The sequence below is a fragment of the Spirillospora sp. NPDC048819 genome (assembly GCF_040650055.1).
Lineage (GTDB): Bacteria > Actinomycetota > Actinomycetes > Streptosporangiales > Streptosporangiaceae > Spirillospora.
The window spans coordinates 53,865-79,681 of sequence record NZ_JBEZGN010000014.1; the positions used below are offsets into that span (position 1 = coordinate 53,865).

24 protein-coding genes are annotated in these 25,817 nt (G+C 72.2%); 7 read left to right on the top strand and 17 right to left on the bottom strand.

The genetic code is table 11. The features are described from left to right. Positions 1-5: 5 nt before the first annotated feature. Both AB0C35_RS20180 and AB0C35_RS20185 read right to left on the bottom strand, forming a co-directional pair. Complete coding sequence (locus AB0C35_RS20180) at positions 6-683, bottom strand: response regulator transcription factor (protein ID WP_358457928.1); 678 nt, start codon at positions 681-683, stop codon at positions 6-8. Continuing rightward, on the bottom strand, positions 680-1,858 hold the full coding sequence (locus AB0C35_RS20185; protein ID WP_358457930.1) for a sensor histidine kinase: 1,179 nt from the start codon (positions 1,856-1,858) through the stop codon (positions 680-682). Before AB0C35_RS20185 ends, AB0C35_RS20180 begins: the two co-directional genes overlap by 4 nt. A 124-nt stretch (positions 1,859-1,982) precedes the next feature. Here AB0C35_RS20185 and AB0C35_RS20190 point away from each other — a divergent pair, with 124 nt between their 5' ends. Next, on the top strand, positions 1,983-2,588 hold the full coding sequence (locus tag AB0C35_RS20190; RefSeq protein ID WP_358457932.1) for a hypothetical protein: 606 nt from the start codon (positions 1,983-1,985) through the stop codon (positions 2,586-2,588). Between the two features lie 83 nt (positions 2,589-2,671). Here the strand turns inward: AB0C35_RS20190 and AB0C35_RS20195 are convergent, their stop codons facing one another. From AB0C35_RS20195 to AB0C35_RS20250, 12 genes are all read right to left on the bottom strand, one after another. Further along, on the bottom strand, positions 2,672-3,001 hold the full coding sequence (locus AB0C35_RS20195) for a metal-sulfur cluster assembly factor (RefSeq protein WP_358457933.1): 330 nt from the start codon (positions 2,999-3,001) through the stop codon (positions 2,672-2,674). Then, on the bottom strand, positions 2,998-3,456 hold the full coding sequence (gene sufU, locus AB0C35_RS20200; RefSeq protein ID WP_358457935.1) for a Fe-S cluster assembly sulfur transfer protein SufU: 459 nt from the start codon (positions 3,454-3,456) through the stop codon (positions 2,998-3,000). Before sufU ends, AB0C35_RS20195 begins: the two co-directional genes overlap by 4 nt. Positions 3,457-3,511: 55 nt before the next feature. Continuing rightward, on the bottom strand, positions 3,512-4,831 hold the full coding sequence (locus AB0C35_RS20205; RefSeq protein WP_358457937.1) for a cysteine desulfurase: 1,320 nt from the start codon (positions 4,829-4,831) through the stop codon (positions 3,512-3,514). Further along, a complete protein-coding gene (sufC, locus tag AB0C35_RS20210) occupies positions 4,828-5,604 on the bottom strand; it encodes a Fe-S cluster assembly ATPase SufC (RefSeq protein ID WP_358457938.1) in 777 nt (258 codons plus the stop codon). The genes AB0C35_RS20205 and sufC overlap by 4 nt, the downstream gene beginning before the upstream one ends. A gap of 27 nt (positions 5,605-5,631) precedes the next feature. Further along, complete coding sequence (locus AB0C35_RS20215; RefSeq protein ID WP_358457940.1) at positions 5,632-5,997, bottom strand: non-heme iron oxygenase ferredoxin subunit; 366 nt, start codon at positions 5,995-5,997, stop codon at positions 5,632-5,634. Beyond that, positions 5,994-7,145, bottom strand: coding sequence for a Fe-S cluster assembly protein SufD (gene sufD, locus AB0C35_RS20220; protein ID WP_358457942.1), 1,152 nt, complete (start codon positions 7,143-7,145; stop codon positions 5,994-5,996). The genes AB0C35_RS20215 and sufD overlap by 4 nt, the downstream gene beginning before the upstream one ends. Beyond that, on the bottom strand, positions 7,145-8,557 hold the full coding sequence (gene sufB / locus AB0C35_RS20225) for a Fe-S cluster assembly protein SufB (RefSeq protein ID WP_358457944.1): 1,413 nt from the start codon (positions 8,555-8,557) through the stop codon (positions 7,145-7,147). Before sufB ends, sufD begins: the two co-directional genes overlap by 1 nt. After that, positions 8,554-9,351 carry a metalloregulator ArsR/SmtB family transcription factor gene (locus AB0C35_RS20230; protein ID WP_358458172.1) on the bottom strand — a complete coding sequence of 266 codons (798 nt, stop codon included), beginning with the start codon at positions 9,349-9,351 and terminating at the stop codon, positions 8,554-8,556. Before AB0C35_RS20230 ends, sufB begins: the two co-directional genes overlap by 4 nt. A 135-nt stretch (positions 9,352-9,486) precedes the next feature. Continuing rightward, on the bottom strand, positions 9,487-10,407 hold the full coding sequence (locus tag AB0C35_RS20235; RefSeq protein WP_358457946.1) for a universal stress protein: 921 nt from the start codon (positions 10,405-10,407) through the stop codon (positions 9,487-9,489). Continuing rightward, on the bottom strand, positions 10,404-11,858 hold the full coding sequence (locus AB0C35_RS20240; RefSeq protein WP_358457948.1) for an amino acid permease: 1,455 nt from the start codon (positions 11,856-11,858) through the stop codon (positions 10,404-10,406). Before AB0C35_RS20240 ends, AB0C35_RS20235 begins: the two co-directional genes overlap by 4 nt. Then, positions 11,855-12,790, bottom strand: a complete 936-nt coding sequence (arcC, locus tag AB0C35_RS20245) for a carbamate kinase (RefSeq protein ID WP_358457950.1) — start codon at positions 12,788-12,790, stop codon at positions 11,855-11,857. Before arcC ends, AB0C35_RS20240 begins: the two co-directional genes overlap by 4 nt. A gap of 39 nt (positions 12,791-12,829) precedes the next feature. Beyond that, complete coding sequence (locus tag AB0C35_RS20250; RefSeq protein ID WP_358457952.1) at positions 12,830-14,071, bottom strand: arginine deiminase; 1,242 nt, start codon at positions 14,069-14,071, stop codon at positions 12,830-12,832. A 223-nt stretch (positions 14,072-14,294) separates the two neighbouring features. Here AB0C35_RS20250 and AB0C35_RS20255 point away from each other — a divergent pair, with 223 nt between their 5' ends. The 5 genes from AB0C35_RS20255 to polX all read left to right on the top strand — a co-directional run bounded on the left by AB0C35_RS20255 (position 14,295) and on the right by polX (position 19,706). Further along, positions 14,295-15,221 (top strand): ABC transporter ATP-binding protein, encoded by a 927-nt coding sequence (locus tag AB0C35_RS20255; RefSeq protein WP_358457954.1) that lies wholly within the window; start codon positions 14,295-14,297, stop codon positions 15,219-15,221. Positions 15,222-15,301: 80 nt separating this feature from the next. Beyond that, positions 15,302-16,018 (top strand): ABC transporter permease, encoded by a 717-nt coding sequence (locus AB0C35_RS20260; protein ID WP_358458174.1) that lies wholly within the window; start codon positions 15,302-15,304, stop codon positions 16,016-16,018. Between the two features lie 3 nt (positions 16,019-16,021). After that, positions 16,022-16,960: an EamA family transporter gene (locus AB0C35_RS20265; RefSeq protein WP_358457956.1), complete on the top strand. Its 939-nt coding sequence runs from the start codon at positions 16,022-16,024 to the stop codon at positions 16,958-16,960. A gap of 125 nt (positions 16,961-17,085) precedes the next feature. Then, complete coding sequence (gene prcB / locus AB0C35_RS20270; protein ID WP_358457958.1) at positions 17,086-17,925, top strand: proteasome subunit beta; 840 nt, start codon at positions 17,086-17,088, stop codon at positions 17,923-17,925. A gap of 62 nt (positions 17,926-17,987) precedes the next feature. Next, positions 17,988-19,706, top strand: coding sequence for a DNA polymerase/3'-5' exonuclease PolX (polX, locus tag AB0C35_RS20275; protein ID WP_358457973.1), 1,719 nt, complete (start codon positions 17,988-17,990; stop codon positions 19,704-19,706). Positions 19,707-19,729: 23 nt separating this feature from the next. Here polX and AB0C35_RS20280 read toward each other — a convergent pair whose 3' ends face one another. The 3 genes from AB0C35_RS20280 to AB0C35_RS20290 form a co-directional block, all read right to left on the bottom strand. Further along, positions 19,730-20,725 carry a COX15/CtaA family protein gene (locus AB0C35_RS20280; RefSeq protein WP_358457981.1) on the bottom strand — a complete coding sequence of 332 codons (996 nt, stop codon included), beginning with the start codon at positions 20,723-20,725 and terminating at the stop codon, positions 19,730-19,732. Between the two features lie 48 nt (positions 20,726-20,773). Beyond that, positions 20,774-21,997: a PrsW family intramembrane metalloprotease gene (locus AB0C35_RS20285; RefSeq protein ID WP_358457983.1), complete on the bottom strand. Its 1,224-nt coding sequence runs from the start codon at positions 21,995-21,997 to the stop codon at positions 20,774-20,776. 82 nt (positions 21,998-22,079) lie between these two features. Next, positions 22,080-23,009: a heme o synthase gene (locus AB0C35_RS20290; RefSeq protein WP_358458176.1), complete on the bottom strand. Its 930-nt coding sequence runs from the start codon at positions 23,007-23,009 to the stop codon at positions 22,080-22,082. Between the two features lie 673 nt (positions 23,010-23,682). Between AB0C35_RS20290 and tkt the strand changes: the two genes are divergently transcribed. After that, the gene (gene tkt, locus AB0C35_RS20295; RefSeq protein ID WP_358457985.1) at positions 23,683-25,809 is read left to right on the top strand and encodes a transketolase; all 2,127 of its coding nucleotides are present in this window, start codon (positions 23,683-23,685) and stop codon (positions 25,807-25,809) included. Positions 25,810-25,817: the final 8 nt, after the last annotated feature.

The following is a 25,817-nucleotide window of genomic DNA, read 5'->3' on the forward strand; positions in this document are numbered from 1 at the left end:
CGGCGTCAGCCCGCCCCGGGTGATCCTTCGAGCGGGTCATGCCGGGAGAACCCGGACACGGCCGTTTCCTGGGCGAGAATGGCCGCCTGAACGCGGCTCGCCAGCCCGAGTTTGCCGAGGATGCGGCTGACGTGCGTCTTGGTGGTCGTCTCGGCCATGCCCAGGCGTTCCGCGATCTGCCCGTTGGACAGGCCCTCGCCGAGGCACGCGAACACGTCCCGCTCCCTCGGCGTCAGCTCCGACAGCCCGGCCGCCTCCGCCGGGGCGGCGGGCCGGGACGAGAAGGCGCCGATCAGCCGCCGGGTGACCTTCGGCGCGATGATCCCCTCCCCCGCCGCCACGGTCCGCACCGCCTCCACCAGCCGGTCGGCGTCCACGTCCTTGAGCAGGAACCCGGCGGCGCCCGCCCGCAGCGCACCGAACACGTACTCGTCCATGTCGAACGTCGTCAGCACCAGCACGTCGGTGAAACCCGCGATCTCCCGGGTCGCGGCGATGCCGTCCAGCCGGGGCATGCGGACGTCCATCAGCACCACGTCCGGGCGCAGCTCGCGGGCCAGTTCCACCGCCTCCGCACCGTCGGCGGCCTCGCCGACGACCCGGACGCCGGGGGCCGCGCCGAGGATCAGAACGAGCCCGGCCCGCACCGCCGCCTGGTCGTCGGCGACCACCACCTCGATCATGACGCCTCCGCGACCTGCTGGTCGACGGGCAGTTCGGCGTGCACGCGCCACCGGCCGCCGTCCGGTCCCGCGTCGAACTCCCCGGCCAGCATCACCGCGCGCTCGCGCATCCCGACCAGCCCGCTGCCCGTGCCCGGCAGCCGCGACCCGTCCTGCCCGAGCGGGCTCAGCACGTCGATCACCACGCGCCGCCGCGTGTACTCGACCCGGACCTCGGCGCGGCCCGGACCGGCGTGCTTCAGCGCGTTCGTCAGCGACTCCTGGACGATCCGGTACGCGGCCAGCTCGACCGCCGCGGACAGCTCGGGCGGCTCCCCGGCGATCTCCAGCCCCGCAGACAGGTCGGACCTGGCGGTGTGCCGGACGAGCGGCTCCAGCTCCGACAGCCGCGGCCGCGCCGCCGGGTCCGCGGAGTCCCCGTCCCGCAGCAGCCCGATCATCCGGCGCATCTCGGCGAGACCCCGCACGCTGTTCTCACGGATGACCTCCATGGCCCGCTCGATCCCGCCCCGGTCGAGGTCGCGCACCTTCAGCACGGCCGAGGAGTGCAGGGCCACGGCGCTCAGATGGTTGGCGACCACGTCGTGCAGCTCGCGGGCCATCCGGGCGCGCTCGGCGTTCACCGCGGCGAGCCGGTCCATCTCGGCCAGCCGCGCCACCTGCTCGGCGCGCTGCCGCTCCGCCTCCGCCCTGAACCGGTGCTCCCGGACGGCCATCGCGGTCAGCACCGGCGCGACCCAGACCAGCCCGGCGACCGCGCCCCCGACCACGCCGGCGGGGAACTCGCGCAACGCGATCCCGACCCCGGCCGCCACCGCCAGCGACGCCAGGACGGTCGTCGCGAGCAGCCACTCGGCCGTCCGCCGCCGCCCGTACACGCTCGCCGCGTACAGCGCGTCCCCGTAGATCATCGCCGTGGCGATGCTGGGCCCGAGCACCACGTCGGCGAAGTTGAACGGCGTCGCCAGGGCCAGCCCGGTGAGCGGCGCCGTCCGCCTCAGCAGCATCGTCGAGCACAGCCCGGCCAGCGGGACGAGCCGCCCCCAGAGCGAGGGATCCCACTCCGGCGACCACCTCGAGTAACCGTGCACCGCGAGCATCAGCAGGCCCCCGGCCAGCGCGGCCGCGGCGATCAGCGCGTCCTGCCCGGTGGTGAGACGTCGGACCTTGTGCACGCATACATCTCAGCATCCCCGCGGGCGTGCCTCGTCCACCCACGCGAGGAGGTCCGCGTACATCCTTCGAACGACACCCGAAACCTCACCCAGAACGACGGACCGCCCCTTGAGGGGGTGGACGATGGAACCCGGCGAGAAGGGATTCCACGTGCTCATCGCGATCATCATCGGCTGCGAGGTCGGCTTCTGGGTCGTGCTCGCCGCCGGCCTCCTCGCCCGCTACCCGCTGCGGATGCCGCGGACCGGCGCGGCGCTCCTGCTCTGCGTCCCGCTGGTCGATCTCGTCCTGCTGGCCGCCACGGTGATCGACCTGCGCGGCGGCGCGACCGCCGGCACGGGCCACGGCCTGGCCGCCGCGTACCTCGGCTACTCGATCGCGTTCGGCCACAGCATGGTCCGCTGGGCGGACGAGCGCTTCGCGCACCGCTTCGCGGGCGGCGCGCCGCCCCGCGGCAAGCCGAAGCACGGCCGGGCGCGCACCCGCCACGAGTGGCGCGAGTTCGGCAAGGCCGCCGTCGCCACCGCCATCGCCTGCGGCCTCCTCGCCGCGATGATCGTCCTCGTCGGCGACTCCGGCCGCACCGAGGCCCTGGTGGGCTGGCTCGGCCGCCTCGGGATGGTCCTGGCGATCTGGTCGCTGTGGCCGATCACCCACACCCTCTGGCCGGCCAAGCCCAAGACGCCCGAGGCGGCCCGGCCCCCGGCGGAGGACATCCGGGGTGGATGAGCCCGCCCGGCGGGAGCACGGCGCGCGAAGAGGCCGCGCCCCGGGGCGGGGTGCGGCCTCAGCACGCGGTGCGGATCAGCGGATCAGATGTTGAAGCCGAGGGCGCGCAGCTGGTCGCGGCCGTCGTCGGTGATCTTGTCGGGGCCCCACGGCGGGAGCCAGACCCAGTTGATCTTGACGTCCTTGACGAGGCCCTCCAGCGCGCTGTGCGTCTGGTCCTCGATCACGTCGGTGAGCGGGCAGGCGGCGCTGGTGAGCGTCATGTCCAGGGTGGCGACCTCGTCGGCGAGGCTGACGCCGTACACCAGTCCGAGATCGACGACGTTGATGCCGAGCTCGGGGTCGACGACGTCCTTGAGCGCCTCAAGGATCTCTTCATCCGGGACGGTGCCGGTGGCGGGCGTATCGGTCATGTTGCCTCTCCGAGTGCGCGGGCGGTCGCGTCCTTCCACGCCATCCAGGCGAGCAGGGCGCATTTGATCCTGGCGGGGTACTTGGACACCCCGGCGAAGGCGATGGCGTCCTCGAGGAGGTCCTCGTCGGGCTCGACGTCCCGGCCGCGCGACTGCATCAGCGCCAGGAACTCCTCGCCGACCGCCATCGCCTCCTTGACGGACTTTCCGATGATCAGGTCGGCCATCACCGAAGCGCTGGCCTGGCTGATCGAGCAGCCCATGGCGTCGTAGGAGACGTCGGCGACCACGGCGTCCTGACCTCCGCCGTCCAGGTGGACGCGCAGCGTCACCTCGTCACCGCAGGTCGGGTTGACGTGGTGGGCCTCCCCCTCGAACGGCTCCCGCAGCCCTTTGTGATGGGGGTTGCGGTAATGGTCCAGGATGACCTCCTGGTACATCGCCTCCAGCTGCATGTCGTCCTTTCCAAGCCTTTCTCGCTACAACCGGGCCCAGGGCCGGCGTGTTCCGCTAGGTGGTGCCGAAGAACTTCTGGGCCTGCCGCACCCCGTCGGCGAGGGCGTCCACGTCGGCGAGGGTGTTGTAGACGTAGAAGGTCGCGCGGGTGGTCGCCGGGATGCCGAACCGGCGGCAGATCGGCCACGCGCAGTGGTGCCCGACGCGGACCTCGACGCCGAGGTCGTCAAGGACCTGCCCGACGTCGTGCGGGTGGATGTCCTCGACGGTGAACGACACCGCGCCGCCGCGGGCCTCGGTGGTGCCGGGGCCGATGATCCGGACGCCGGGGATCTCGGTGAGCCGCTCCAGCGAGTAGGCGATCAGGGCCTCCTCGTGGGCGTGCACACGGTCCATGCCGAGCTCGGCGAGGTAGTCGCAGGCCGCGCCGAGCCCGATCGCCTGCGCGGTCATCGGGACGCCCGCCTCGAACCGCTGCGGCGGCGGCATGAAGGTGGAGTCCTCCATGTGCACGAGCTCGATCATGGAACCGCCGGTGATGAACGGCGGCATGGCCGCCAGCAGCTCGCTCCGGCCCCACAGCACGCCGATGCCGGTCGGGCCGAGCATCTTGTGCCCGGAGAACGCCAGGAAGTCGGCACCGAGCGCGGCCACGTCCACCGGCTGGTGCGGCACGGACTGCGCCGCGTCCAGCAGGACGAGCGCGCCGACGGCGTGGGCGCGCGCCACGATCCGCTCGATCGGCGGGACGGTGCCGAGCACGTTCGACTGGTGCGTCAACGCGACGATCTTGGTGCGCTCGCCGACGAGGTCGTCCAGGTTCTCCAGGTCGAGACGGCCCTCGTCGGTGATGCCGAACCAGCGCAGCGTCGCGCCCGTCCGCCGGCAGAGCTGCTGCCACGGGACGAGGTTGGCGTGGTGCTCCATCTCCGACACCACGACCTCGTCGCCGGGGCCGACCGCGAACCGCTGCGCCTCCGGGCCCGCGGTGGCGGCGTTGCTCATCGCGTAGGCGACCAGGTTGATGCCCTCGGTGGCGTTCTTGGTGAACACGATCTCACCGGGCGTCGCGCCGATGAACCGGGCGATCGACGCGCGGGCGTTCTCGTAGGCCTCCGTGGCCTCCTCGGCCAGAAGGTGCGCGCCACGGTGCGGCGCCGCGTTGTGGCGCTCGTAGAACTCCCGCTCCGCGTCCAGGACCCGGACGGGCTTCTGCGACGTCGCTCCCGAGTCGAGGTACACCAGGGGGCGCCCGCCGCGCACCGTGCGCTGCAGCAGCGGGAAGTCCTTCTTCAGCTCCTCCGGCAGCAGGGGCGCGCCCACCGGCGGGGGGTCGGCCCCCCACACGTCCTGGTTCGCTTCGCTCAGGGTCATAGCGACGCGCCCGCCCCTCGCACCGGCTCGGCGTACTTCTCGTAGCCCTCTTCCTCCAGCTCGTCGGCCAGCTCGGGGCCGCCCGCGGCGACGACGCGGCCGGCGGAGAAGACGTGCACGAAGTCGGGCTTCAGGTACCGCAGGACACGCGTGTAGTGCGTGATGAGCAGGACTCCGGTGTCGCCGGACGCGAACCGGTTCACGCCCTCCGCGACGACCTTGAGGGCGTCGACGTCGAGGCCGGAGTCGGTCTCGTCCAGGACGGCGACCTTCGGCTTCAGCATCTCCAGCTGCAGGATCTCGTGCCGCTTCTTCTCACCGCCGGAGAAGCCCTCGTTGAGGCTGCGCTGCGCGAACGCGGGGTCGATGGACAGCGCGTCCATCGCCTGCTTCATCTCCTTGGAGAACTCGCGGAGCTTGGGGGCCTCGCCGCGGACGGCGGTGACGGCCGAGCGCAGGAAGTTCGACACCGACACGCCCGGCACCTCGACCGGGTACTGCATCGCGAGGAACAGCCCGGCGCGGGCCCGCTCGTCGACCGACATGGCGAGGACGTCCTCGCCGTCGAGCGTCACGGTCCCGGACGTCACCCGGTACTTGGGGTGCCCGGCGACCGCGTACGCCAGGGTGGACTTGCCGGAGCCGTTCGGCCCCATGATCGCGTGGGTCTCGCCGGCCTTCACGGTCAGGTCGACCCCGCGCAGGATCTCCTTCGCCCCGTCGGAGCCGTCGCCGACGGAGACGTGGAGGTCGCGGATCTCTAGCGTGGCCATAGTGCTCGTGGTTCCTTCGTCGTGGGCCTAGTCGTCGGCGGCGAGGGACAGGTACACGTCGCCGTCCTCGACCTTGACCTTGTATGTGGCGACCGGCTGCGTGGCCGGCGGGTTGGTGGGCTTGCCGCTGCGCAGGTCGAAGCACGACCCGTGCAGCCAGCACTCGATGGTGCCGTCGTAGACCTCGCCCTCGGACAGCGAGACCTCGGCGTGCGAGCAGATGTCGTTGACGGCGAACACGTCGTCGCCGCTGCGCGCGAGGGCGATGGGCGTGTCGTCGACCTCGACGGCGATGGCCCCGTCGACGGGGATCTCCACCAGGGCGCACACTTTCACGTACTGCCCCTGGGGGGACGCCCCTCCGGCCTCACCGGGGTTCGCTGTCGAGGTCATCGCACGCCCGCCCTCACGTCCAGTTCCTCCTCGATCGCCTCGGTGACCTTGTCGCGCACCTCGGCGACCTCGATGCGCTGGATCAGCTGCCCGAGGAAGCCGCGCACGACCATCCGGCGCGCCTCGTCGAAGGTGATGCCGCGCGCCTGCAGGTAGAACAGGTGCTCGTCGTCCAGCCGCCCGGACGCCGAGGCGTGCCCCGCGCCGGTGACCTCGCCGGTGAGGATCTCCAGGTTCGGGACGGAGTCGACCCGCGTCCCGTCGGTGAGGACGAGGTTGCGGTTCAGCTCGTAGGTGTCGGTGCCCTCGGCCTCGGCGCGGATGATCACGTCGCCGATCCAGACGGCGTGGGCGTCCTGATCCTGGAGCGCGCCGCGGTAGTCGACGCGGCTGCGGCAGTGCGGGACGGTGTGGTCGACGAGCAGGCGGTGCTCCAGGTGCTGGCCGCCGTCGGCGAAGTACACCCCGTACAGCTCCGCGTCGCCGCCGGGCCCGTCGTAGGTGATCGACGGGGAGATCCGGACGACGTCGCCCCCGAGCGAGATGTTGTGCGAGACGAACCGGGCGTCGCGGCCGAGCCGGGCGTGCTGGTGGGACACGTGGACGCTGTCGTCCGCCCAGTCCTGCAGGCTGATCACCGAGAGGCGGGCCCCGTCGCCGACGACGAACTCGACGTTGTCGGCGTAGGTCGCCGATCCGCGGTGCGCCAGCACGACGGTGGCCTCGGCGAAGGGCTCCACGACCACCGTGGTGTGGCCGTAGGCCGCGGCCGAGGCGTCCTCGCCGCGCAGCCGCAGCACGGTCGGCGCGGAGGCGACGGCCTCCTTCGGGACGGTCACGACGGTGGCCTGGGTGAAGGAGGTCCACGCCTGCGCGCTGACCCGGTCGGCCGGCACATAGGACTTGCCGAGGCGGGCGTCGTCGCGGCCGACGGTCTCGACCGTCACCTCCGGCGCCGCCTCCACCTCGACCAGTACCTTGCCGTTCGCCTCGGCGGTGCCGTTGTGCAGGCCGCGGAGGCGGCGCAGCGGGGTGAACCGCCACTCCTCCTCCCGGCCCGTGGGCACCTCGAAGTCGCCGAGGTCGTACGACGCCTTCTCGTGCAGCGTCGAGAGAGGCCGCTGATCGGATCGGGTGTCGAGCCCCATCAACCCACGGCTCCTTCCATCTGCAGCTCGATGAGCCGGTTCAGCTCAAGGGCGTACTCCATCGGCAGCTCGCGCGCGATCGGCTCGACGAACCCGCGCACGATCATCGCCATCGCCTCGTCCTCGGTGAGGCCGCGGCTCATCAGGTAGAACAGCTGCTGCTCCGACACCTTGGAGACGGTGGCCTCGTGGCCCATCTCCACGTCGTCCTCGCGGACGTCGACGTAGGGGTAGGTGTCGGACCGGCTGATCTGGTCGACCAGCAGCGCGTCGCACTTGACGGTGGACTTGCTGTGCTCGGCGCCCTCCTGGATCTGCACGAGCCCCCGGTAGGAGGTGCGGCCGCCGCCGCGCGCCACCGACTTGGAGATGATGCTGCTGGAGGTGTTCGGCGCGGCGTGCACCATCTTGGCGCCGGCGTCCTGGTGCTGGTCCTCGCCCGCGAACGCGATCGACAGGGTCTCGCCCTTGGCGTGCTCGCCGAGCAGGTAGACCGCCGGGTACTTCATGGTGACCTTGGAGCCGATGTTGCCGTCGACCCACTCCATGGTGGCGCCCTCGTAGGCGACGGCGCGCTTGGTCACCAGGTTGTAGACGTTGTTGGACCAGTTCTGGATGGTCGTGTAGCGGACGCGGGCGTCCTTCTTGACGATGATCTCCACGACGGCGGAGTGCAGCGAGTCCGACTTGTAGATCGGGGCGGTACAGCCCTCGACGTAGTGGACGTAGGAGCCCTCGTCGGCGATGATCAGCGTCCGCTCGAACTGGCCCATGTTCTCGGTGTTGATCCGGAAGTAGGCCTGGAGCGGGATCTCCACGTGCACGCCCGGCGGGACGTAGATGAACGAGCCGCCCGACCACACCGAGGTGTTGAGCGCGGCGAACTTGTTGTCGCCGACCGGGATCACCGAGGCGAAGTACTCCTGGAAGATCTCCGGGTGCTCGCGCAGGCCGGTGTCGGTGTCGACGAAGATGACGCCCTTCTCCTCAAGGTCCTCACGGATCTTGTGGTAGACGACCTCCGACTCGTACTGCGCGGCGACGCCGGCGATGAGCCGCTGCTTCTCCGCCTCGGGGATGCCGAGCTTGTCGTAGGTGTTCTTGATGTCCTCCGGCAGCTCCTCCCAGGACGTGGCCTGCTGCTCGGTGGAGCGCACGAAGTACTTGATGTTCTCGAAGTCGATGCCCGATAGGTCGGAGCCCCAGGAGGGCATCGGCTTCTTGCTGAAGAGCCGCAGCCCCTTGAGCCGCAGGGCGAGCATCCAATCCGGCTCGTCCTTCTTGCCCGAGATGTCGCGGACGACGTCCTCGTTCAGCCCGCGCCGCGCCGAGGCCCCCGCCTCGTCGGAGTCGGCCCAGCCGAACTTGTACCTGTCGAGCCCTTCAAGCTCAGGGTGGGCTGCAGTAGTCATAGGGAGATCCCTCCGGACTCCTCGTCACTGATCTCTGTTCGTTCGGGGGACGCCGTCCCCCGCTCGTCGTCTGCCGCGTCCCCGCCCGGGGTGACGCTCGCGGCGGGATCGCCGGCCCCGCCCGCCCCGCTCAGCGAGCGGGAGCTGACGTGGGTGGTGCAGATCCCGTCGCCGTGCGCGATCGTCGCCAGCCGCTGGACGGGCGTGCCCAGCAGCCGGCTGAACGCCTCGGTCTCGGCCTCGCACAGCTGCGGGAACTCCGCGGCGACGTGCGCGACCGGGCAGTGGTGCTGGCACAGCTGCTCACCGCCGCCCGGCTGCGGAGCCTTGGCCGCGGCGGCCGCGTACCCGTCGCCCGACAGCGCCTCGGCGAGCGTGCGGACACGCTGCTGGGGCGGGGCGTCCTGCACGACGGGGCGGTACCGCCGCTCCAGGTCGGCGATCTGCCGCCGGGCGAACTCGGCGACCGCGTGGTCGCCCGCCGTCTCGGCGAGGAACCGCAGGGCGCCGGTCGCCAGGTCGTCGTAGGCGTGCACGAAGGCGCTGCGCCCGGCGTCGGTGATGGCGAACCACTTGGCGGGACGTCCCCGCCCGCGCCGTGTCTGCGTCGCCCTCGCCTTGCGGACCTCGATCATGCCTTCGGCCAGCAGCGCGTCCAGGTGCCGGCGGATCGCCGCCGGCGTGAGGCCGACGCGCTCCCCCAGCGTGGACGCCGTGACCGGACCGTGCTCAAGGATCAGCCGGGCCACCCGAGCGCGTGTGTCACGCTCGGTGTGGGCGGCTCCGGACGGCATGCCGAGAGGCCGCACGGCGGCGGCCCGGGCAGGCGTCTGGTCCTCGCTCACGTATTTCACAACATCAGTGTGCCGTAATTCCTTCCCCCGAAACACCGGATCGCCGATGTCATAGCTCACGCAGGTAAGCCTTACCTAACCTGGGCTTTCTCGTCCGGCCGGCGTTCCGGCGCCGCTCGGCAGGACCAGCACCGGGCACGGCGCCGCCCTGACGATCTTGCCGGAGCTCTCCCCGAGGAAGACCTTGCGCAGCGGCCCGTGATGACCGGACAGGCAGGCCAGCACCTCGCCCCGGAGCATACCGACGGAGCCGAGCGTCGCGGCGACTCCCGTCCCGACCGCCGTCAGCCGCTCCACCGGCCTGCCGCCGCCCACGAGGCCTGCGGCGCGGCCGAGATCCTCCTCCGCCCGCGCCACCTGGCGTTCCATCACGCCGCCCGCGTCGCGGAACTTCGCCGCGAGCCCCGGCGGCCGCAGCACCAGCGTCAGCAGGCGCACCGGCACCCCGAGCGCCTCGGCGAACCCGGCTGCGGCGTGCAGGGGCCCGCCGGCGCCGCGGCGTCGCCAGTACGCGATGGTCATCCGCTCGAACTCGGCGGGCGCGTCGGCCGCGTAGCCGCGCGGGGCGAGCAGGACCGGTACGGGCGAACCGTGCAATAGCTGGTCGGCGGTGCTGCCGATGGCGATGCGCCCGCGCCGGCCGCGCGGGGCGGAACCGGCCACGATGAGGCCGGCGCCGGCGGCCACGGCGGCCTCGATGAGCCCGCGCCCGCTGCCCCGGTGGACGTGGGCGCGCACGCCGACGCTCCCTTCCGGGACCCCCAGCTCCGCGAGCCGCGCGGCGGCCCGGCCGAGGGCCTCCTCCGCCTGCCCCCGCAGGTAGGCGATCCATTCGGCGTCGACCTTGCCGGGGCCGTACGCGGGCCACGCGGGCGGATGGACGTGCACGGCGGTCAGGTGCGCGTCCGCCGTCCTCGCGACCAGGGCCGCCAGTGCCAGGGCGTCCTCACCGCGGTCGTCGGGCGCGTAGCCGACGAGCACCCGGCCGAGGTTCACGGCAGGCTCCTTCCCGCGGGCCCGGACGCCAGCCGCGAACGGCGGCGGCCGTACAGGAAGTACGCGGCCAGCCCGACGAGGATCCACAGCAGGAACACCGTCCACGTCGCGCCGCCGAGGCCGACCATGAGGTACAGGCAGAACGCGACGCCGAGCAGCGGCGTCAGCGGGAAGAGCGGGGTCCGGAAGCTGCGCGGCAGGTCGGGCCTGGTGCGGCGCAGGACGATGACGCCCACGCTGACCAGCGCGAACGCGAACAGAGTCCCGATGCTCGTGGCGTCCACGAGCCGGCCGAGCGGGATCACCGCGGCGAGGATGCCGATGAACAGCGCCACGATGATCGTGTTGGCGACCGGCACCCGGCGTCCCGGGCTCACCTTCTGGAAGACCCGCGGGACGAGGCCGTCCCGCGACATCGCGAACAGGATGCGGGTCTGCCCGTACATGACGGTGAGGACGACGCTCGCGATGGCGATCACCGCGCCGAGCGACAGGATCATCGACGGCCAGCTCTGCCCGGTGGCCTCGTCCAGCACCTGCGCCAGCGACGCCTCCGAGCCGCTCAGCTCGAACCGCTCCCAGTGCATCGCCGCGACCGCGGCCAGGCCGACCAGCACGTAAATGACCGTCACGATGACCAGCGAGAAGATGATCGCGAGCGGCAGGTCGCGGCGGGGGTTCTTCGCCTCCTCGCCGGCGGTGGAGGCGGCGTCGAAGCCGATGTAGGAGAAGAAGACCTTGGATCCGGCCGCGCTGAGGCCCGCCCAGCCCATCGGCGCGAACGATTCGAGGTTGCGCGACTCGAACGCGGTGAACGCGACCGCGCAGAAGAACAGCAGCACGCCGATCTTGAGGAACACCATGATCGTGTTGGCGGCGGCGCTCTCGGACGTGCCGCGCAGCAGCAGGAGCGTGGCGAACAGCACGACGATCACGGCCGGGACGTTGACGATCCCCCCTTCGCCCGGCGGGTTGCTGATGGCGGCCGGGATCGTGAACCCGAACGCGGAGTCGAAGAACGCGTTGAGGTAGGAGCCCCAGCCGACCGCGACGGCCGACACCGACACCGCGTACTCCAGCAGCAGGCACCAGCCGCAGACCCACGCGACCAGCTCGCCGAGCGTGGCGTAGGCGTAGGAGTACGACGAGCCGGAGACGGGGATCGTCCCGGCCAGCTCCGCGTACGACAGGGCCGAGAACAGGGCGGTGACGGCGGCGAGGACGAACGACAGCACGACCGCCGGCCCGGCCAGCGGCACCGCCTCGCCGAGCACGACGAAGATGCCGGTGCCGAGCGTCGCGCCGACGCTGAAGAGGGTGAGCTGCAGCAGGCTCATCGTCCGCTTCAGCTCGCCGCCCTCGCCCTGCCCGCCCTCGGCGACGATCCGGTCGACGGGCTTGGTCCGCAGGAGGCTGCGCGCGAAGGACTCCCGCGCGGTCCCGGCGGTCACAGCGTGCTCGCCAGCGGCCAGGTCGCGTTGGGGGTGACGATCGTCCCTGCGGTCCCGTCAAGGATCTGCACGCACTGGTCGAGCAGCCCGATCGCGGCCATGTCGCCCGTCCGCTCGACGAAGCTCGCGGCGGCCTCGACCTTCGGGCCCATCGACCCGGCGGGGAAGTCCTCGGCCCTCAGCTCGTGCGGGGTCGTGTGGGTGATCGCCTCCTGGTCCGGGGTCCCGAAGCCGCGCATCACGTACGGCACGTCGGTGAGGATCAGCAGCGCGTCCGCGTCCATGCTCTCGGCCAGGACGGACGCGGTGAGATCCTTGTCGATCACCGCCTCGACGCCCTCCAGCCGCCCGACGTCGTTGCGGAACACCGGGATGCCGCCGCCGCCCGCGCAGACCACGACGGTCCCGAGCCGCACCAGCTCCCTGATCAGCCGGGTCTCGATCACCCGCTGCGGCCGCGGCGACGGCACCACGCGGCGCCACAGGTCCCCGTCCCGCCGGACGGTCCACCCGTACTCGGCGGCGAGCTTGTCCGCCTCGTCGCGGTCGTAGACCTGGCCGACGAACTTGGTCGGGTTCTCGAACGCCGGGTCCACCGCCGACACCAGCGTCTGGTTGATCATCGCCATCACCTGGCGGCCGGGCAGCGCGTTCTGCAGCGCCTGCAGCATCCAGTAGCCGATCATGCCCTGGGTCTCGGCGCCGACGGTGTCCAGCGGATACGGCCGGGTCAGGCCCGGGTCGTTGACGCTCTCCAGCGCCAGCACCCCGACCTGCGGCCCGTTCCCGTGCGTGATGATCAGCTCGTGCCGCTCGGCGAGCGGCGCCAGCGACCGCACCGCCCGGTCGACGTTGTGGCGCTGCGGTTCCGCGTCGGGCGTCTCACCCCGCTTGACCAGCGCGTTCCCCCCGAGCGCTACGACCACGCGCATGCTTTTCCCCCCGCCCCGATCTCCCGGTGGCCGCGGCCGTCAGGCGTCCCGCTGGATCGGGCAGGTCATGCAGCGCGGCCCGCCGCGCCCCCGCCCCAGCTCGCTGCCGCGGATGGTGATGACGTCGATCCCGTTCGCGCTCAGATGGTTGTTGCTCGTCGCGTTGCGCTCGTAGGCGACGACCACGCCCGGCGAGACGGCCAGCAGGTTGTTGCCGTCGTCCCACTGCTCGCGTTCGGCGGCGAACACGTCCTGCGTCGGCGTGAGCACTTTGACGTCGTCCACGCCGAGGGCCGCCGCGATCGCTCGGTACATGTCCTCCGGAGGATGGTCGGTGATCTTCAGTTCCTTCTCGGTGTCCCCCGGCTCGATCGTGTGGGACGGCAGCAGGCCGAGCCCCCCGTAGGTGGTGAACACGCCGTGGTCGACCATCGTCATGACCGTGTCCAGGTGCATGAACGCCCGTTTCTGCGGCATCCGCAGCGCGACGATCCGGGAGCAGGAACCGGCGGCGAACAGCGACTGGGCGAGCATCTCGACCGCCTGCGGCTGCGTCCGCTCGCTCATCCCGACCAGGAGGGCCCCGTTCCCGATGACCAGGACGTCGCCGCCCTCCAGCGTCGCCGGCGCCATCGTCATGCCCCGGTTCCACACGTGGAACCCGCCCATCGCGGGGCGGGCGTAGCCGTCGGCGAACAGCGGGTGCCACCGGTAGATCGCCTCCATGTTCACCGTCTCGCGCATCCGGGCCTTCTTGCGCATGGTGTTGATCGAGACGCCGTCGTAGATCCAGCAGGACGTGTCGCGGGTGAACAGGTGGTTGGGCAGCGGCGGCAGGATGAACCCGTCCGGCTCGATCGAGTGGAACGCGATGGACGCCGGCTCGGGCATCCGCTCCAGCATCTCCCGCTTGGTGATCCCGCCGATGAGGAACGCGGCCAGGTCGTTCAGGTCCATGGAGTCGAAGCAGTTGCGGATCGCGTCGATGGCGACCGGGCCGAACCAGTGCGGGTCGACGACGGCGTCGAGGATGTGCTTGCGCGGCTCGGGGTTCTCGACCGTCTCGCGCAGCAGGTCGAGCAGCAGGTACGTCCGGACGCCCTGCGAACGCAGCACGTCCTCGAACTCCTCGTGCTCCTCGACCGCCCGCCTGACCCACAGCACGTCGTCGAACAGCAGGCCGGCGGCGTTGGACGGGGTGAGCCGCTTCAGCGACAGCTCCGGCCGGTGCAGCAGGACCCCCCGCAGCCGGCCGACCTCCGAATCGACGTGGAACGCCATCCCCACCTCCTCGGGGCGCGGCCACGGTGCCGCGAAGCCCCAGGTCGCCGGGGACCGCCCGGCGACAGGCCGTCAATTCCCCCGGCTCACGCGGGCGAAACGGAGCCGGCGGCGCACCGGCGCACCGGACCCGCGTTCACCCGGCGGCTTTACCGGATCTTCACCGGCCGCACCGGCGGGACCCGGCACGGGGTGGTCGTCCCCCGGTTCTAAACTCGTCACCATGACACCCCCCGGAGACGGCGCCGTCGAGCTGGATTCGCTCGTCAAGCGCTACGGCGCGGCGACCGCCGTGGACGGCCTGTCGCTCAGCGCCGCCCGGGGCGCCGTCACCGCGCTGCTCGGGCCCAACGGCGCCGGCAAGACCACCACGGTCGAGATCTGCGAGGGGTTCCGCCGCGCCGACTCCGGCACCGTCCGCGTCCTCGGGCTCGACCCCGTCGCCGCCGGGCGGGCGCTGAAGCCGAGGGTGGGCGTGATGCCGCAGTCCGGGGGCGTGCCGGGGACGGCCCGCGCCGGCGAGTTCCTGAAGCTCGTCGCCTCGTTCCACGCGACGCCGCTCGACCCGTCCGCCCTGCTGGAACGGCTCGGCCTGACCGAGCACGCCCGCACGCCGTTCCGGCGGATGTCGGGCGGCCAGCAGCAGCGGCTCTCGCTGGCCGTCGCCGTCGTCGGGCGGCCCGAGCTGGTCTTCCTCGACGAGCCCACCACCGGGCTCGACCCGCAGGCCAGGCACGCCACCTGGCGGCTCATCGAGGAACTGCGGGCCGCGGGCGTGTCGGTGGTCCTCACCACGCACAACATGGAGGAGGCCGAGCGCCTCTCCGACCACGTCGTCATCCTCGACCACGGCAGGGTCGTCGCCGGCGGCGCGCCCGAGGAGCTGACCGGCGCCGAGCGCCAGCTGCGCTTCCGCGCCCGCCCCGGCCTCGGCCTGGAGGAGCTGCTGTCGGCGCTGCCCGCCGGCTGCGCCGCCAAGGAGTCGCCCGCCGGCCACTACCTGATCGAGGCGGACGTGCGGCCCGAGCTGCTGGCCACCGTCACCGCCTGGTGCGCCTCCCACGGCGTCATGGCCGAGGACCTGCGGATCGAGCGCCGCACCCTGGAGGACGTCTTCCTGGAGCTGACCGGACGGGAGCTGCGCCCGTGACCACCCCGCACAAGGCCGCGCCCCGCGGCCCCGCGCCGCTGGACCTCACCCCGGCGCCGGCCGCCGTCCCCTTGCCGCGGATGATCCTGTCCCAGGCCGGTTACGAGTTCCGCACGACGCTGCGCAACGGCGAGCAGCTGCTGCTGACGCTGATCATCCCGGTGGTGCTGCTGTTCCTGTTCAGCGCCACGTCCCTGCTGGACCTCGGTGACGGCCGCCGCGTCGACTTCCTCACGCCCGGCATCCTCGCGCTCGCGGTGATGTCCACGGCGTTCACCGGCCAGGCGATCGGGACCGGGTTCGAGCGGCGCTACGGCGTCCTCAAACGGCTCGGCGCCACGCCGCTGCCGCGCGGCGGGCTCATCGCCGCCAAGACCCTCACCGTGATCGCCGTCGAGGCGGTGCAGGCGGCCGTGATCTGCGGCATGGCGCTGACGCTCGGCTGGCGGCCGCACGGCGATCCCTTCTCGGTCCTCGTCCTGCTGCTGCTCGGCACGGCCGCGTTCAGCGGGTTCGGCCTGCTCATGGCGGGGACGCTGCGCGCCGAGGCCACCCTCGCCGCCGCGAACCTCGTGTACATCCTGCTGCTGGCCGTCGGCGGCGTCGTCTTCCCCCTGGACGAATTCCCCGGACCGGTCCAGGCCGCCCTGGAACTGCTGCCCATCTCGGCCCTGGCCGAGGGGCTGCGCGACGTCCTGCGCGACGGCGCGGCGCTGCCCGGCGGGCCCCTGCTCGTGCTCACCGTGTGGGCCGTCGCGGGCCTCGCCCTGGCCGCGCGCTTCTTCAAATGGGAGTAGTCCATGGCACTCGCTGAGGCGCCCGGGTCGTGCGGCGGGGCGTCCCGGGCGACCGGCCGTGCCCGGATCCTGTCGCTGGGGTCGGTGCCGCCGCCCGCGCTGATCCTGTTCGGCATCATCTCCGTGCAGACGGGGGCGGGCCTCGCCAAGCACCTGTTCGACCGGATGCCGCCGAGCGTCGTCGTGACGATCCGGCTGCTGACCTCGGCGATCGTGCTGGGGTTCCTGGCGCGCAAGGCGCTGCGGACCGTTCTGCGCGACCACTCCCGCTCCAGCCTCGCCATCGCCGCCGGTTTCGGGCTGGCGCTGGCGCTGATGAACTTCTCGATCTACCAGTCGTTCTCGCGGATCCCGCTCGGCGTGGCGGTGACGATCGAGTTCCTCGGGCCGCTGACGGTGGCGATCGGCGCGTCCCGGCGTCCCCGGGACGGGCTGTGGGCCCTCCTGGCGGGTGCGGGCGTCATCCTGCTGGCCAGGGGCGGCACCGGCTCCCTCGACCCCGTCGGCATCGCGTTCGCGCTCCTGGCGGGGGCGTGCTGGGCGGCCTACATCCTGCTCACCGCCGCCACCGGCAAGCGGTTCTCCGGCTCCAGCGGCCTCGCGCTGGCCAGCATCGTCGGGACGGCCGCCATGCTGCCCATCGGCGTCGCGTCCGCCGGTCCCGCCGTGCTCGACCCGCAGCTGCTGCTGATCGGCCTCGGCGTCGGCCTGCTGTCGTCGGTGATCCCCTACTCGCTGGAGCTGGAGGCGCTGCGGCGGATGCCCGCCCGCGTCTTCGGCGTCCTCATGAGCCTGGAGCCCGCCGTCGCCGCGCTGGTCGGGATGGCGCTGCTCGGCGAGATCCTCACCGGACGCCAGTGGGTCGCGATCTGCTGCGTCATCGTCGCCTGCGCGGGCGCCACCCGTGGGCAGAAGGACCCGCCGGAGGCACCAGAGGCCTGAGCGGAGCGAAATCGGGGGTGTGGGGGGCGCCCCCCACAAGCGACAGGCGTGAGCGGTGGCAGGTGCGTGGGGCGGCGTGGAAGGATCGGAGCGCGAGGATCATCAGCGAGGGGAGAGGAGCCGCCGTGATCGGCCGGACCGAGGACCAGGGGATACCGCCCGAGTTCTTCGAGGCGGGGTCGGCGTCGTTCGTCGACCTCCTGCGCCTGCACTCCCCCGAGCTGCTGCCCGTGAACCGGGTCCCGCACGCCGGGGACCTCCCGGAGCTGCCGCACGGCACGACCGTCCTGGCGCTGACGTTCCCGGGCGGGGTCATGATGGCCGGCGACCGGCGCGCCACCCAGGGCCACCGCATCGCCTACCGCGAGCTGGACAAGGTGCAGCGCGGCGACGAGTACTCCGCCGTCGCGTTCGCGGGGACGGTCGGGCTGGCGCTGGAGATGGTCCGGCTGTTCCAGGTCGAGCTGGAGCACTACGAGAAGATGGAGACGGTCCCGCTGTCGCTGCCGGGCAAGGCGCGCCGCCTCGGCGCCGTCATCCAGGCCAACCTCGCCCAGGCGCTGCAGGGCCTCGCCGTCGTCCCGCTGCTCACGGGGTACGACCCCGACACCGGCGAGGGCCGTATCTACACCTACGACATCACCGGCTCCCCGCAGGAGGCCCGTGACTACCACGCGGACGGCTCGGGCTCCCCGTACGCGCTGGGCGCCCTGAAGAAGCTCTACCGGCGCGACCTCTCCCTGGAGGACGCCGCGACGGTCTGCGTCCAGGCCCTCTACGACGCGGCCGACGACGACACCGCCACCGGCGGGCCCGACCCGGCGCGGCGCATCTACCCGACGGTCGCGGTCGTCACCGGCGAGGGGTACCGGCGCCTGCCCGAGGACGAGGTGGCCGCGATCTCCGACGAGGTCGTCCGGGGCCGGATGGACAACCCGGGCGGTCCCCTCGCGCCGCTGCGCTGACCCGCCGGCGATCATGCCGCTGAACATCGGGAACGTCGTACCCGGCTTCTAGACTCGGCGGTATGTCACGGGCTAACGACGAGGCTGCGGCCCTCATCCAGGAACTGGCCGATCTGCTGTCCATCACGGGCGGCGACGCGTTCAAGGTCAGGGCGTACGAGAAGGCCGCGCGGGCGATCGCGGGCCATCCCGACGACATCTCCGGCATGGATCTCGCGGGGCTGCGCAAGATCCCGACCGTGGGCGAGGCGATCGCGAAGAAGGTCCTCGACTACACCGCCACCGGCACGATCCGGCAGGTGGAGGAGCTGCGCACGCAGATCCCCGCCGGGGTCAGGGCGCTGACGGCCATCCCCACCCTCGGCCCGAAGAAGGCCCTGGCCGTCTACGAGGAGCTGGGCATCTCCTCGGTCGACGAGCTGGAGACCGCGATCCGCGACGGCCGGCTGCGCGGCCTGAAGGGCTTCGGCGCCAAGACCGAGGAGAACATCCTCCACGGCATCGATCTGATGCGCAGTTCCGGCGAGCGGGTGCTGCTCGACGCCGCCGCCGGCGTCGCCGACGAGATCGTCGAGGTGCTGTCCGCGCTGCCCCAGGTGGAGCGCTGCGAGCACGCCGGGTCCCTGCGCCGGATGCGGGAGACGATCGGCGACGTGGACGTCCTGGCGGCCTCCCGCGACCCGCACCCGATCATGGAGGCGTTCACCGCGCTGCCGTTCGTCGCCGAGGTCATCGCGAGCGGCGACAAGAAGACCTCGATCCGCACGGCCAAGGGGCTGCAGGTCGACCTGCGCGTCGTCCCGCCCGAGTCCTGGGGCGCGGCCCTGCAGTACTTCACGGGGTCGCAGGCCCACAACATCCGCACCCGCGAGATCGCCGTGAAGGCGGGCCTCAAGCTGTCCGAGTACGGCCTGTTCCACGCCGAGTCGAACGAGCTGATCGTCTCCGAGACGGAGGTGGAGGTGTACGAGCGGCTCGGCCTCCCCTGGGTCCATCCCACCCTCCGCGAGGACACCGGCGAGATCGAGGCGGCCCTGAAGGACGGGCTGCCCCGGCTCGTCACCGTCGAGGACCTGCGGGGCGACCTGCACAGCCACACCGACCTCACCGACGGCATCGCCTCCCTGGACGACATGGTCGCCGCCGCGCACGCCCGCGGCCTGGAGTACTACGCGATCACCGACCACGCGCCCAACCTGTTCATGCAGCGGATGACGGACGAGAAGATGCTGGCCCAGCGCGACCAGGTCGCGGAGCTGCAGCGCGAGTACCCCGGCATGGCGCTCCTGCACGGCACCGAGCTGAACATCGACCCGGACGGCGAGGTCGACTGGGACGCCGGCTTCCTCTCCGGGTTCGACGTCTGCGTCGCCTCGATCCACTCCCACTTCACCCAGGACCAGGACGCCATGACCCGGCGCCTGGTCCGCGCCTGCGAGAACCCCCACGTCCACGTCATCGGGCACCCGACGGCCCGCAGCATCGGCCGCCGGCCCCCGGTCGACGCCGACTGGGACGAGGTGTTCCGCGCCGCCGCCCGCACCGGCACCGCCATGGAGATCGACTCGTTCCCCGACCGCCTCGACCTGCCGGCCGACCTGATCCGCCGCGCCAAGCGGCTCGGCGTGAAGTTCTCCGTCGACACCGACGCCCACTCCGTCGGCCACCACCGCAACATCCGCTACGGCGTCGGCACCGCCCAGCGCGGCTGGCTGACCCCCGACGACGTCATCAACACCTGGCCGCTGGACCGCCTGCGCGACTTCCTCCGGAAGCGGTGACGCGTCTCCCCGAGCAGGCGGCGTCAGGCGGGCTGGGGCGATTCGGCCTTCGGGGCGGGAGCCTGGAGCGGTTCCGCGGCAGGGACGGGCCCGCGGTCGCGGAGCGCGAAGAAGAGGCGGAACGCCGCGATCCACATCAGCACGGAGCCGAGCATGTGCAGGAGCACCAGGCCCTCGGGGACGCCAAGGAAGTACTGGAGGTAGCCGACGGCGCCCTGGACGACGATGAGGGCCGTCAGCTCGTGCGCGCGGCGGCGCGCGGCGGCCGGGGCGCCCGTGCGGTACAGCGCGACGAGCACGATCACCGTCAGGGCCGTGGTGACCCAGGCCAGCACGCTGTGGATGCGGGCGACGTCGGTGATGTCGAAGCCGTACCGGCGGGAGTCCGCGTCGCCCGCGTGGGGGCCGGTGCCGGTGACGACGGTGCCGGCGACGAGCACCGCCGCGCAGGCCACCAGGAGCGCGGCGGTGAGGAGGCGCGTCCCGGGCCCGGTGAGCCGCCGGGGCGGGGCCTCGCCTTCACCGGCGCGGATCCACAGGGCCACGCAGAAGACGAGCAGGGCCGGGGAGACGAGGAAGTGCAGGGAGACGGCGGCCGGGTGCAGTTCGGTGAGCACCACGATCCCGCCGATGACGGCCTGCGCGACGACGCTCATCGGCTGGGCCAGCGCCCACCACACGAGTTCCCCGCGGCGCGGCCGCAGCCGCAGCGCCGCGATGAACACCAGCAGGCCGGCGGCCAGCACCACGAAGGTGATCAGCCGGTTGCCGAACTCGATCGACATGTTGAGCACGTGGTGCTCGGGATTGTGGGTCGGGACGAGGCTGTCGCCGGAGCAGCGGGGCCAGTCGGGGCACCCGAGCCCCGACTTGGTGACGCGGACGGCGCCGCCGCTGACGACGATCACGATGTTGCCGACGACGCCGAGAAGCGCGAGCAGCCGCAGCGACCCGGGGGTCGGACGCCACACGGCGTTCCAGATCCGGAGCGGGAGGTTGGACGACTGTCGCTCTGCCACGGCACCAATCGTATGGCCGGGTTCCGGTGGTCGTGATCCGGCCCCCGGTCACCGTCCGTAGGGGCCTGGCGGGCGGGGCGGGAGGAATCCGGACGGGCCCTGCGCCGCCCACGGCGGGCCGGCCGCGCGGTTCGCCCCGGGGCGCGGCGGGGTGCGCAGGAACGCCTGCCTGGCCAGCGACATCAGGTTGAGCAGCGAGTCGCGGCGGGTGACGAACCAGCGCTGGTCGGCGACGCCGCGGTCGGCGCGCTTGTGCAGCAGCGCCAGCTCCGTCGCCGCGAGCTGGTAGTCCGTCATGGCGCGCCCGGCGGGCGGGCCGCCGACGAGGCGGGCCCAGCGGCGGGCGGCGCGGCGGGACGGCAGGGAGCGCAGCATCCGGATGTCCTGCGGCGTCACCAGGCCCGTCGCGGCGTACGTCGGCAGGTACATCTCGATGCGGCGGACGGTACCCCGCCGTTCGACGAACACGACCACGATCAGGGTGACCAGGATGCAGAAGTCCAGCGCGTAGACGACGCCGAGGCCGCCGAGCCCGAGCGACGCGGAGCCGTTCCACAGCCCGTGCAGGATCATCGCGCCGAGCAGCCCGGCGAGCGGCGCGACGAACTGGCCCCGCCGGTGCGTGGCGGCGTAGGCGACGCCGAGCCCGGTCATCGAGGTGAACAGCGGGTGGCTGAGCGGCATGATCAGGCCGCGCAGGATGAACACGGCCCCGAGCTGCTGTGTGCCGCCCTCCTCGAACGCCCGCATGTAGTAGGTGATGTTCTCCATCATGGCGAAGCCGAGGCCGACCATGGCGGCGTAGATGATCCCGTCGGCGAAGCCGTCGATCTCGTTGCGGCGGAACCAGAGCATGCCGAACAGGACGGCGCCCTTCAGCGTCTCCTCGATGACGGGGGCGCCGAAGGTGGCGCTGACGAAGTGGCCTTCGGACTCGCCGAAGATGGGGACGGTCACGTACAGCAGGCCGGCGGTGTTGAGCACCAGGGCGCCGAGCACGGCGACGCCCGCGCCCCACATGAACGAGAACGCCAGAGCGCGCGGCGGTTCGGGCTCCAGCCGGTCGAGGGTGAGCGCCAGGGCGATGAGCACCGGGATCGGGACGATGGCGAGCAGCGCGCCCACCCAGAAGCCCGCTCCCCCGTACATGGCGGTGACGCCGAGCGCGATCACGGCGCACAGCCCGGACACGGTCATGCCGATGATGAGGCCGACCGGGGGCCTGCCGGGGATCCGCCCTTCGAGCACCGCCTTGGGGTCCACACGCGCCATGACGCGAAGCGTAACGGCAGGTGGCGTGAACCGCTAAGCCCGGGTCGTCACGGACGGTCACCGTCCGCCGGGAAAGGCGTGGTCAGTGCAGGATCGGGTCGACGGCCACGGCCGTGAACAATAGCGCCAGGTAGACGTTGGAGAGGTGGAAGAACCGCATCGGCCGCAGGCGGACGCCGGTCACCCCGGCGCGCACCGCCTTCAGCAGCCGGTGCCCCTCGGCGAGGAAGACGAGGCCGAGCACGACCGCGACGGCGCCGTACATCGGGCCCATGCCGGCCACCGGCCACAGCAGCAGCGAGCAGGCCACCGTCGCGTAGGTGTAGACGAGGCTCTCGGTGACGACGCGCCGCTCGGTGGCGACGACCGGCAGCATGGGGACCTTGGCGACCGCGTAGTCCTCGCGGTAGCGCATGGCGAGCGTCCACGTGTGCGGCGGCGTCCACAGGAACACGACGCCGAACAGGACGAGCGGCGTCCAGGCGACGCCGCCGGTGACCGCGGCCCAGCCGATGAGGACGGGCATGCACCCGGCGATGCCGCCCCACACGACGTTCTGGGACGTGCGCCGCTTGAGCAGCAGCGAGTACACGAAGACGTAGAAGAGGATCGCGAACAGCGACCCGGCCGCGGCGACGGGGTTGACGGCGAGCAGGAAACCCGCCGTGGACAGCACCGCGAGCGTGACCCCGAAGGTCAGGGCGCGCGCCGGGGTGACCTGGTGGCGGGCCAGCGGGCGGCGCCGGGTGCGGCGCATCTTCGCGTCGATGTCGCGGTCGATGTAGCAGTTGATCGCGTTGGCGGCGCCGGCGGACATGGTCCCGAACGCCAGCGTCAGCAGGACGGTGGACAGCGGCGGGACGCCCCCGGCCGCCAGGAACATCACCGGGATGGTGGTGATCAGGAGCAGTTCGATGACGCGCGGCTTGGTCAGCGCCACGTAGGCGCGTATGCTCGCGCCGATCGTCCTGGGGGCGGCCTGCTCGGCGGGCAGCGGCACCAGGGAGACCACGGGCGCCCCCGGCCCACCGTCCTCCGGGCCCCACCCGCCATCGGTCAACTGACCGGCGGCGAGTTCCTGGTCGAGTTCCGCGTCGATCTCGACCCCGCGCTTGTTGCTGAGCACCGTCACAATCGGGTCCACGTCCAACTAGGGATGGGAAATCGCGTACAGCCTCGGCGGCGCCCCCGCGATCCGGGCCGGCCTCGGCGTGTGCAACTTCGGCTTCGGTATTGCTGCCGCGGCCGCTGTCGTCAACCGCGCCCTCACTGTAGTCCGACCCCTCCGGAGGCCGCGCACCGGGTCACCTGACGCGCCGCGCGCCGCAGCGCTCCGGCACGGGCCGGGCAGGTGTCCGGAGCGTCCCGCGGAAGGACCGCTTCGCGGAACGCCTCCGGATCCCCCGTGGGATCCCCCATGCGGGGGGTTAGCCCTCAGGGCGTTCGGGCAAGGGTGCATGAAGCGGCGCAACCCCCCGAGGACGCGGCGCCTCGTGCCAGCCTGCGGCGGCCCACCCTCGCGATAGGCTCGCTGGGGGCGCGGCATGATCTTCGCCGGCCGCGGACGCGGCCGCACGGGGCCAGCGGGAAGACCGATCGCGTGACGAGCCGTGCCGTGCCCGGCCGTGGCGGCGGCACAATCTACAGAGTGGTAACACACCGGTTCGAGAGGAGCCTGGCGTTCCGTGAGCAGGGACAACAGCACGTTCGAGTGGTCCGACCAAGACCGGCGGGCGGTGGATCTGATCCGCGTTCTCGCCATGGACGCGGTCGAGGAAGCGGGCTCCGGTCACCCAGGGACGGCGATGAGCCTCGCGCCCGCCGCCCACCTTCTCTTCCAGCGGTTCCTCCGGCACGACCCGACGGATCCGCACTGGCCGGGCCGGGACAGGTTCGTGCTCTCCTGCGGGCACTCCAGCCTGACCCTCTACATCCAGCTCTACCTGTCGGGCTACCCGATGACGCTGGACGACCTGAAGGCGCTGCGCAAGTGGGGCAGCCTCACCCCCGGCCACCCCGAGTTCGGGCACACGGCGGGCGTGGAGACGACCACGGGCCCGCTGGGGCAGGGCGTCGCGAACGCCGTCGGGATGGCGATGGCGGCGCGCCGCGAACGCGGCCTCTTCGACCCGGACGCGCCGCAGGGCGAGTCGCCCTTCGACCACACCATCTGGGCGTTCGCGTCCGACGGTGACATCCAGGAGGGCATCAGCCACGAGGCGAGCGCGCTGGCGGCCCATCAGCGGCTCGGCAACCTGGTGCTGCTCTATGACGACAACCACATCTCGATCGAGGACGACACGGCGATCGCGATGTCGGAGGACGTGCAGGCCCGCTACGCGGCCTACGGCTGGGACGTCCACCGGGTCGACTGGACCGAGGACGGCGACTACGCCGAGAACGTCGCCGCGCTCGCCGCGGCGTTCGCGGCGGCGAAGGCCGAGACGTCCCGCCCGTCGTTCATCGCGCTGCGGACGATCATCGGCTGGCCGGCGCCGAACAAGAAGAACACCGGCAAGATCCACGGCTCGGCGCTCGGCGCCGACGAGGTCGCCGCGACCAAGCGGATCCTCGGCGTCGACCCGGCCGAGTCGTTCCACGTCCCCGAGGACGTCCTGGCGCACGCCCGCAAGGTCTGCGACCGCGGCCGCGCCGACCACGCCGAGTGGAGCAAGTCGTTCGACGCGTGGCGGGAGGCCGATCCCGAGCGGGCGGCCGAGTACGACCGGATCACGGCGCGCACGCTGCCGGACGGGTGGGAGGGCGCCCTGCCGGAGTTCGACGCCGGCGGCGCCGTCGCGACCCGCAAGGCGTCCGGCGAGATCCTGGCGGCGCTGGCGCCGGTGCTGCCCGAGCTGTGGGGCGGCTCGGCGGACCTGGCCGACAGCAACAACACGACGATGAAGGGCGAGCCGTCCTTCATTCCCGAGGAGTTCCAGACCAAGGAGTTCCCCGGTCACCGCTACGGCCGCACGATGCACTTCGGCGTCCGCGAGCACGCGATGGGCGCGATCTGCAACGGGATCGCCCTGCACGGCGGGACCCGCCCGTACGGCGGCACGTTCCTGATCTTCAGCGACTACATGCGCCCGGCGGTCAGGCTGGCGGCGCTGATGAAGCTGCCGGTCACGTTCGTGTGGACGCACGACTCGATCGGCCTCGGCGAGGACGGCCCGACCCACCAGCCGGTCGAGCACCTGTGGGCGCTGCGCGCCATCCCGGGCCTGGACGTCGTCCGGCCGGGCGACGCCAACGAGACGGCGGTGGCGTGGCGCACCATCCTGGGGCACACCGACCGCCCGGCCGGCATCGCGCTGACCCGGCAGAACCTGCCGACGCTCGACCGCGGCGGCGAACTCGCGTCCGCGGAGGGCGTCGCCAAGGGCGGCTACGTGCTTGCGGACGCCGACGGCGGCCGGCCCGATGTGATCATCATCGCCACCGGCAGCGAGGTCCAGCTCGCGCTGGAGGCCCGGGCGGCGCTGCAGTCGGAGGGCACCCCGACCCGGGTCGTGTCGATGCCGTGCGTGGAGTGGTTCGAGGCGCAGTCCGACGCCTACCGGCAGGAGGTCCTGCCGCCCGGGGTGCGCGCCCGCGTGTCGGTGGAGGCCGGGGTCGCGCTCGGCTGGCGCGCCTACGTCGGCGACGCCGGCGAGTCGGTGAGCCTGGAGCACTTCGGCGCGTCGTCCGACTACAAGACGCTGTTCCTGCAGTTCGGCATCACCTCCGAGCGGGTCGTCGCGGCGGCGAAGGCCAGCCTGATCAAGGCCGGCGTCAAGCACGCCGGGCGAGGCGAGACCACCGGCAACTAGGACCGTGA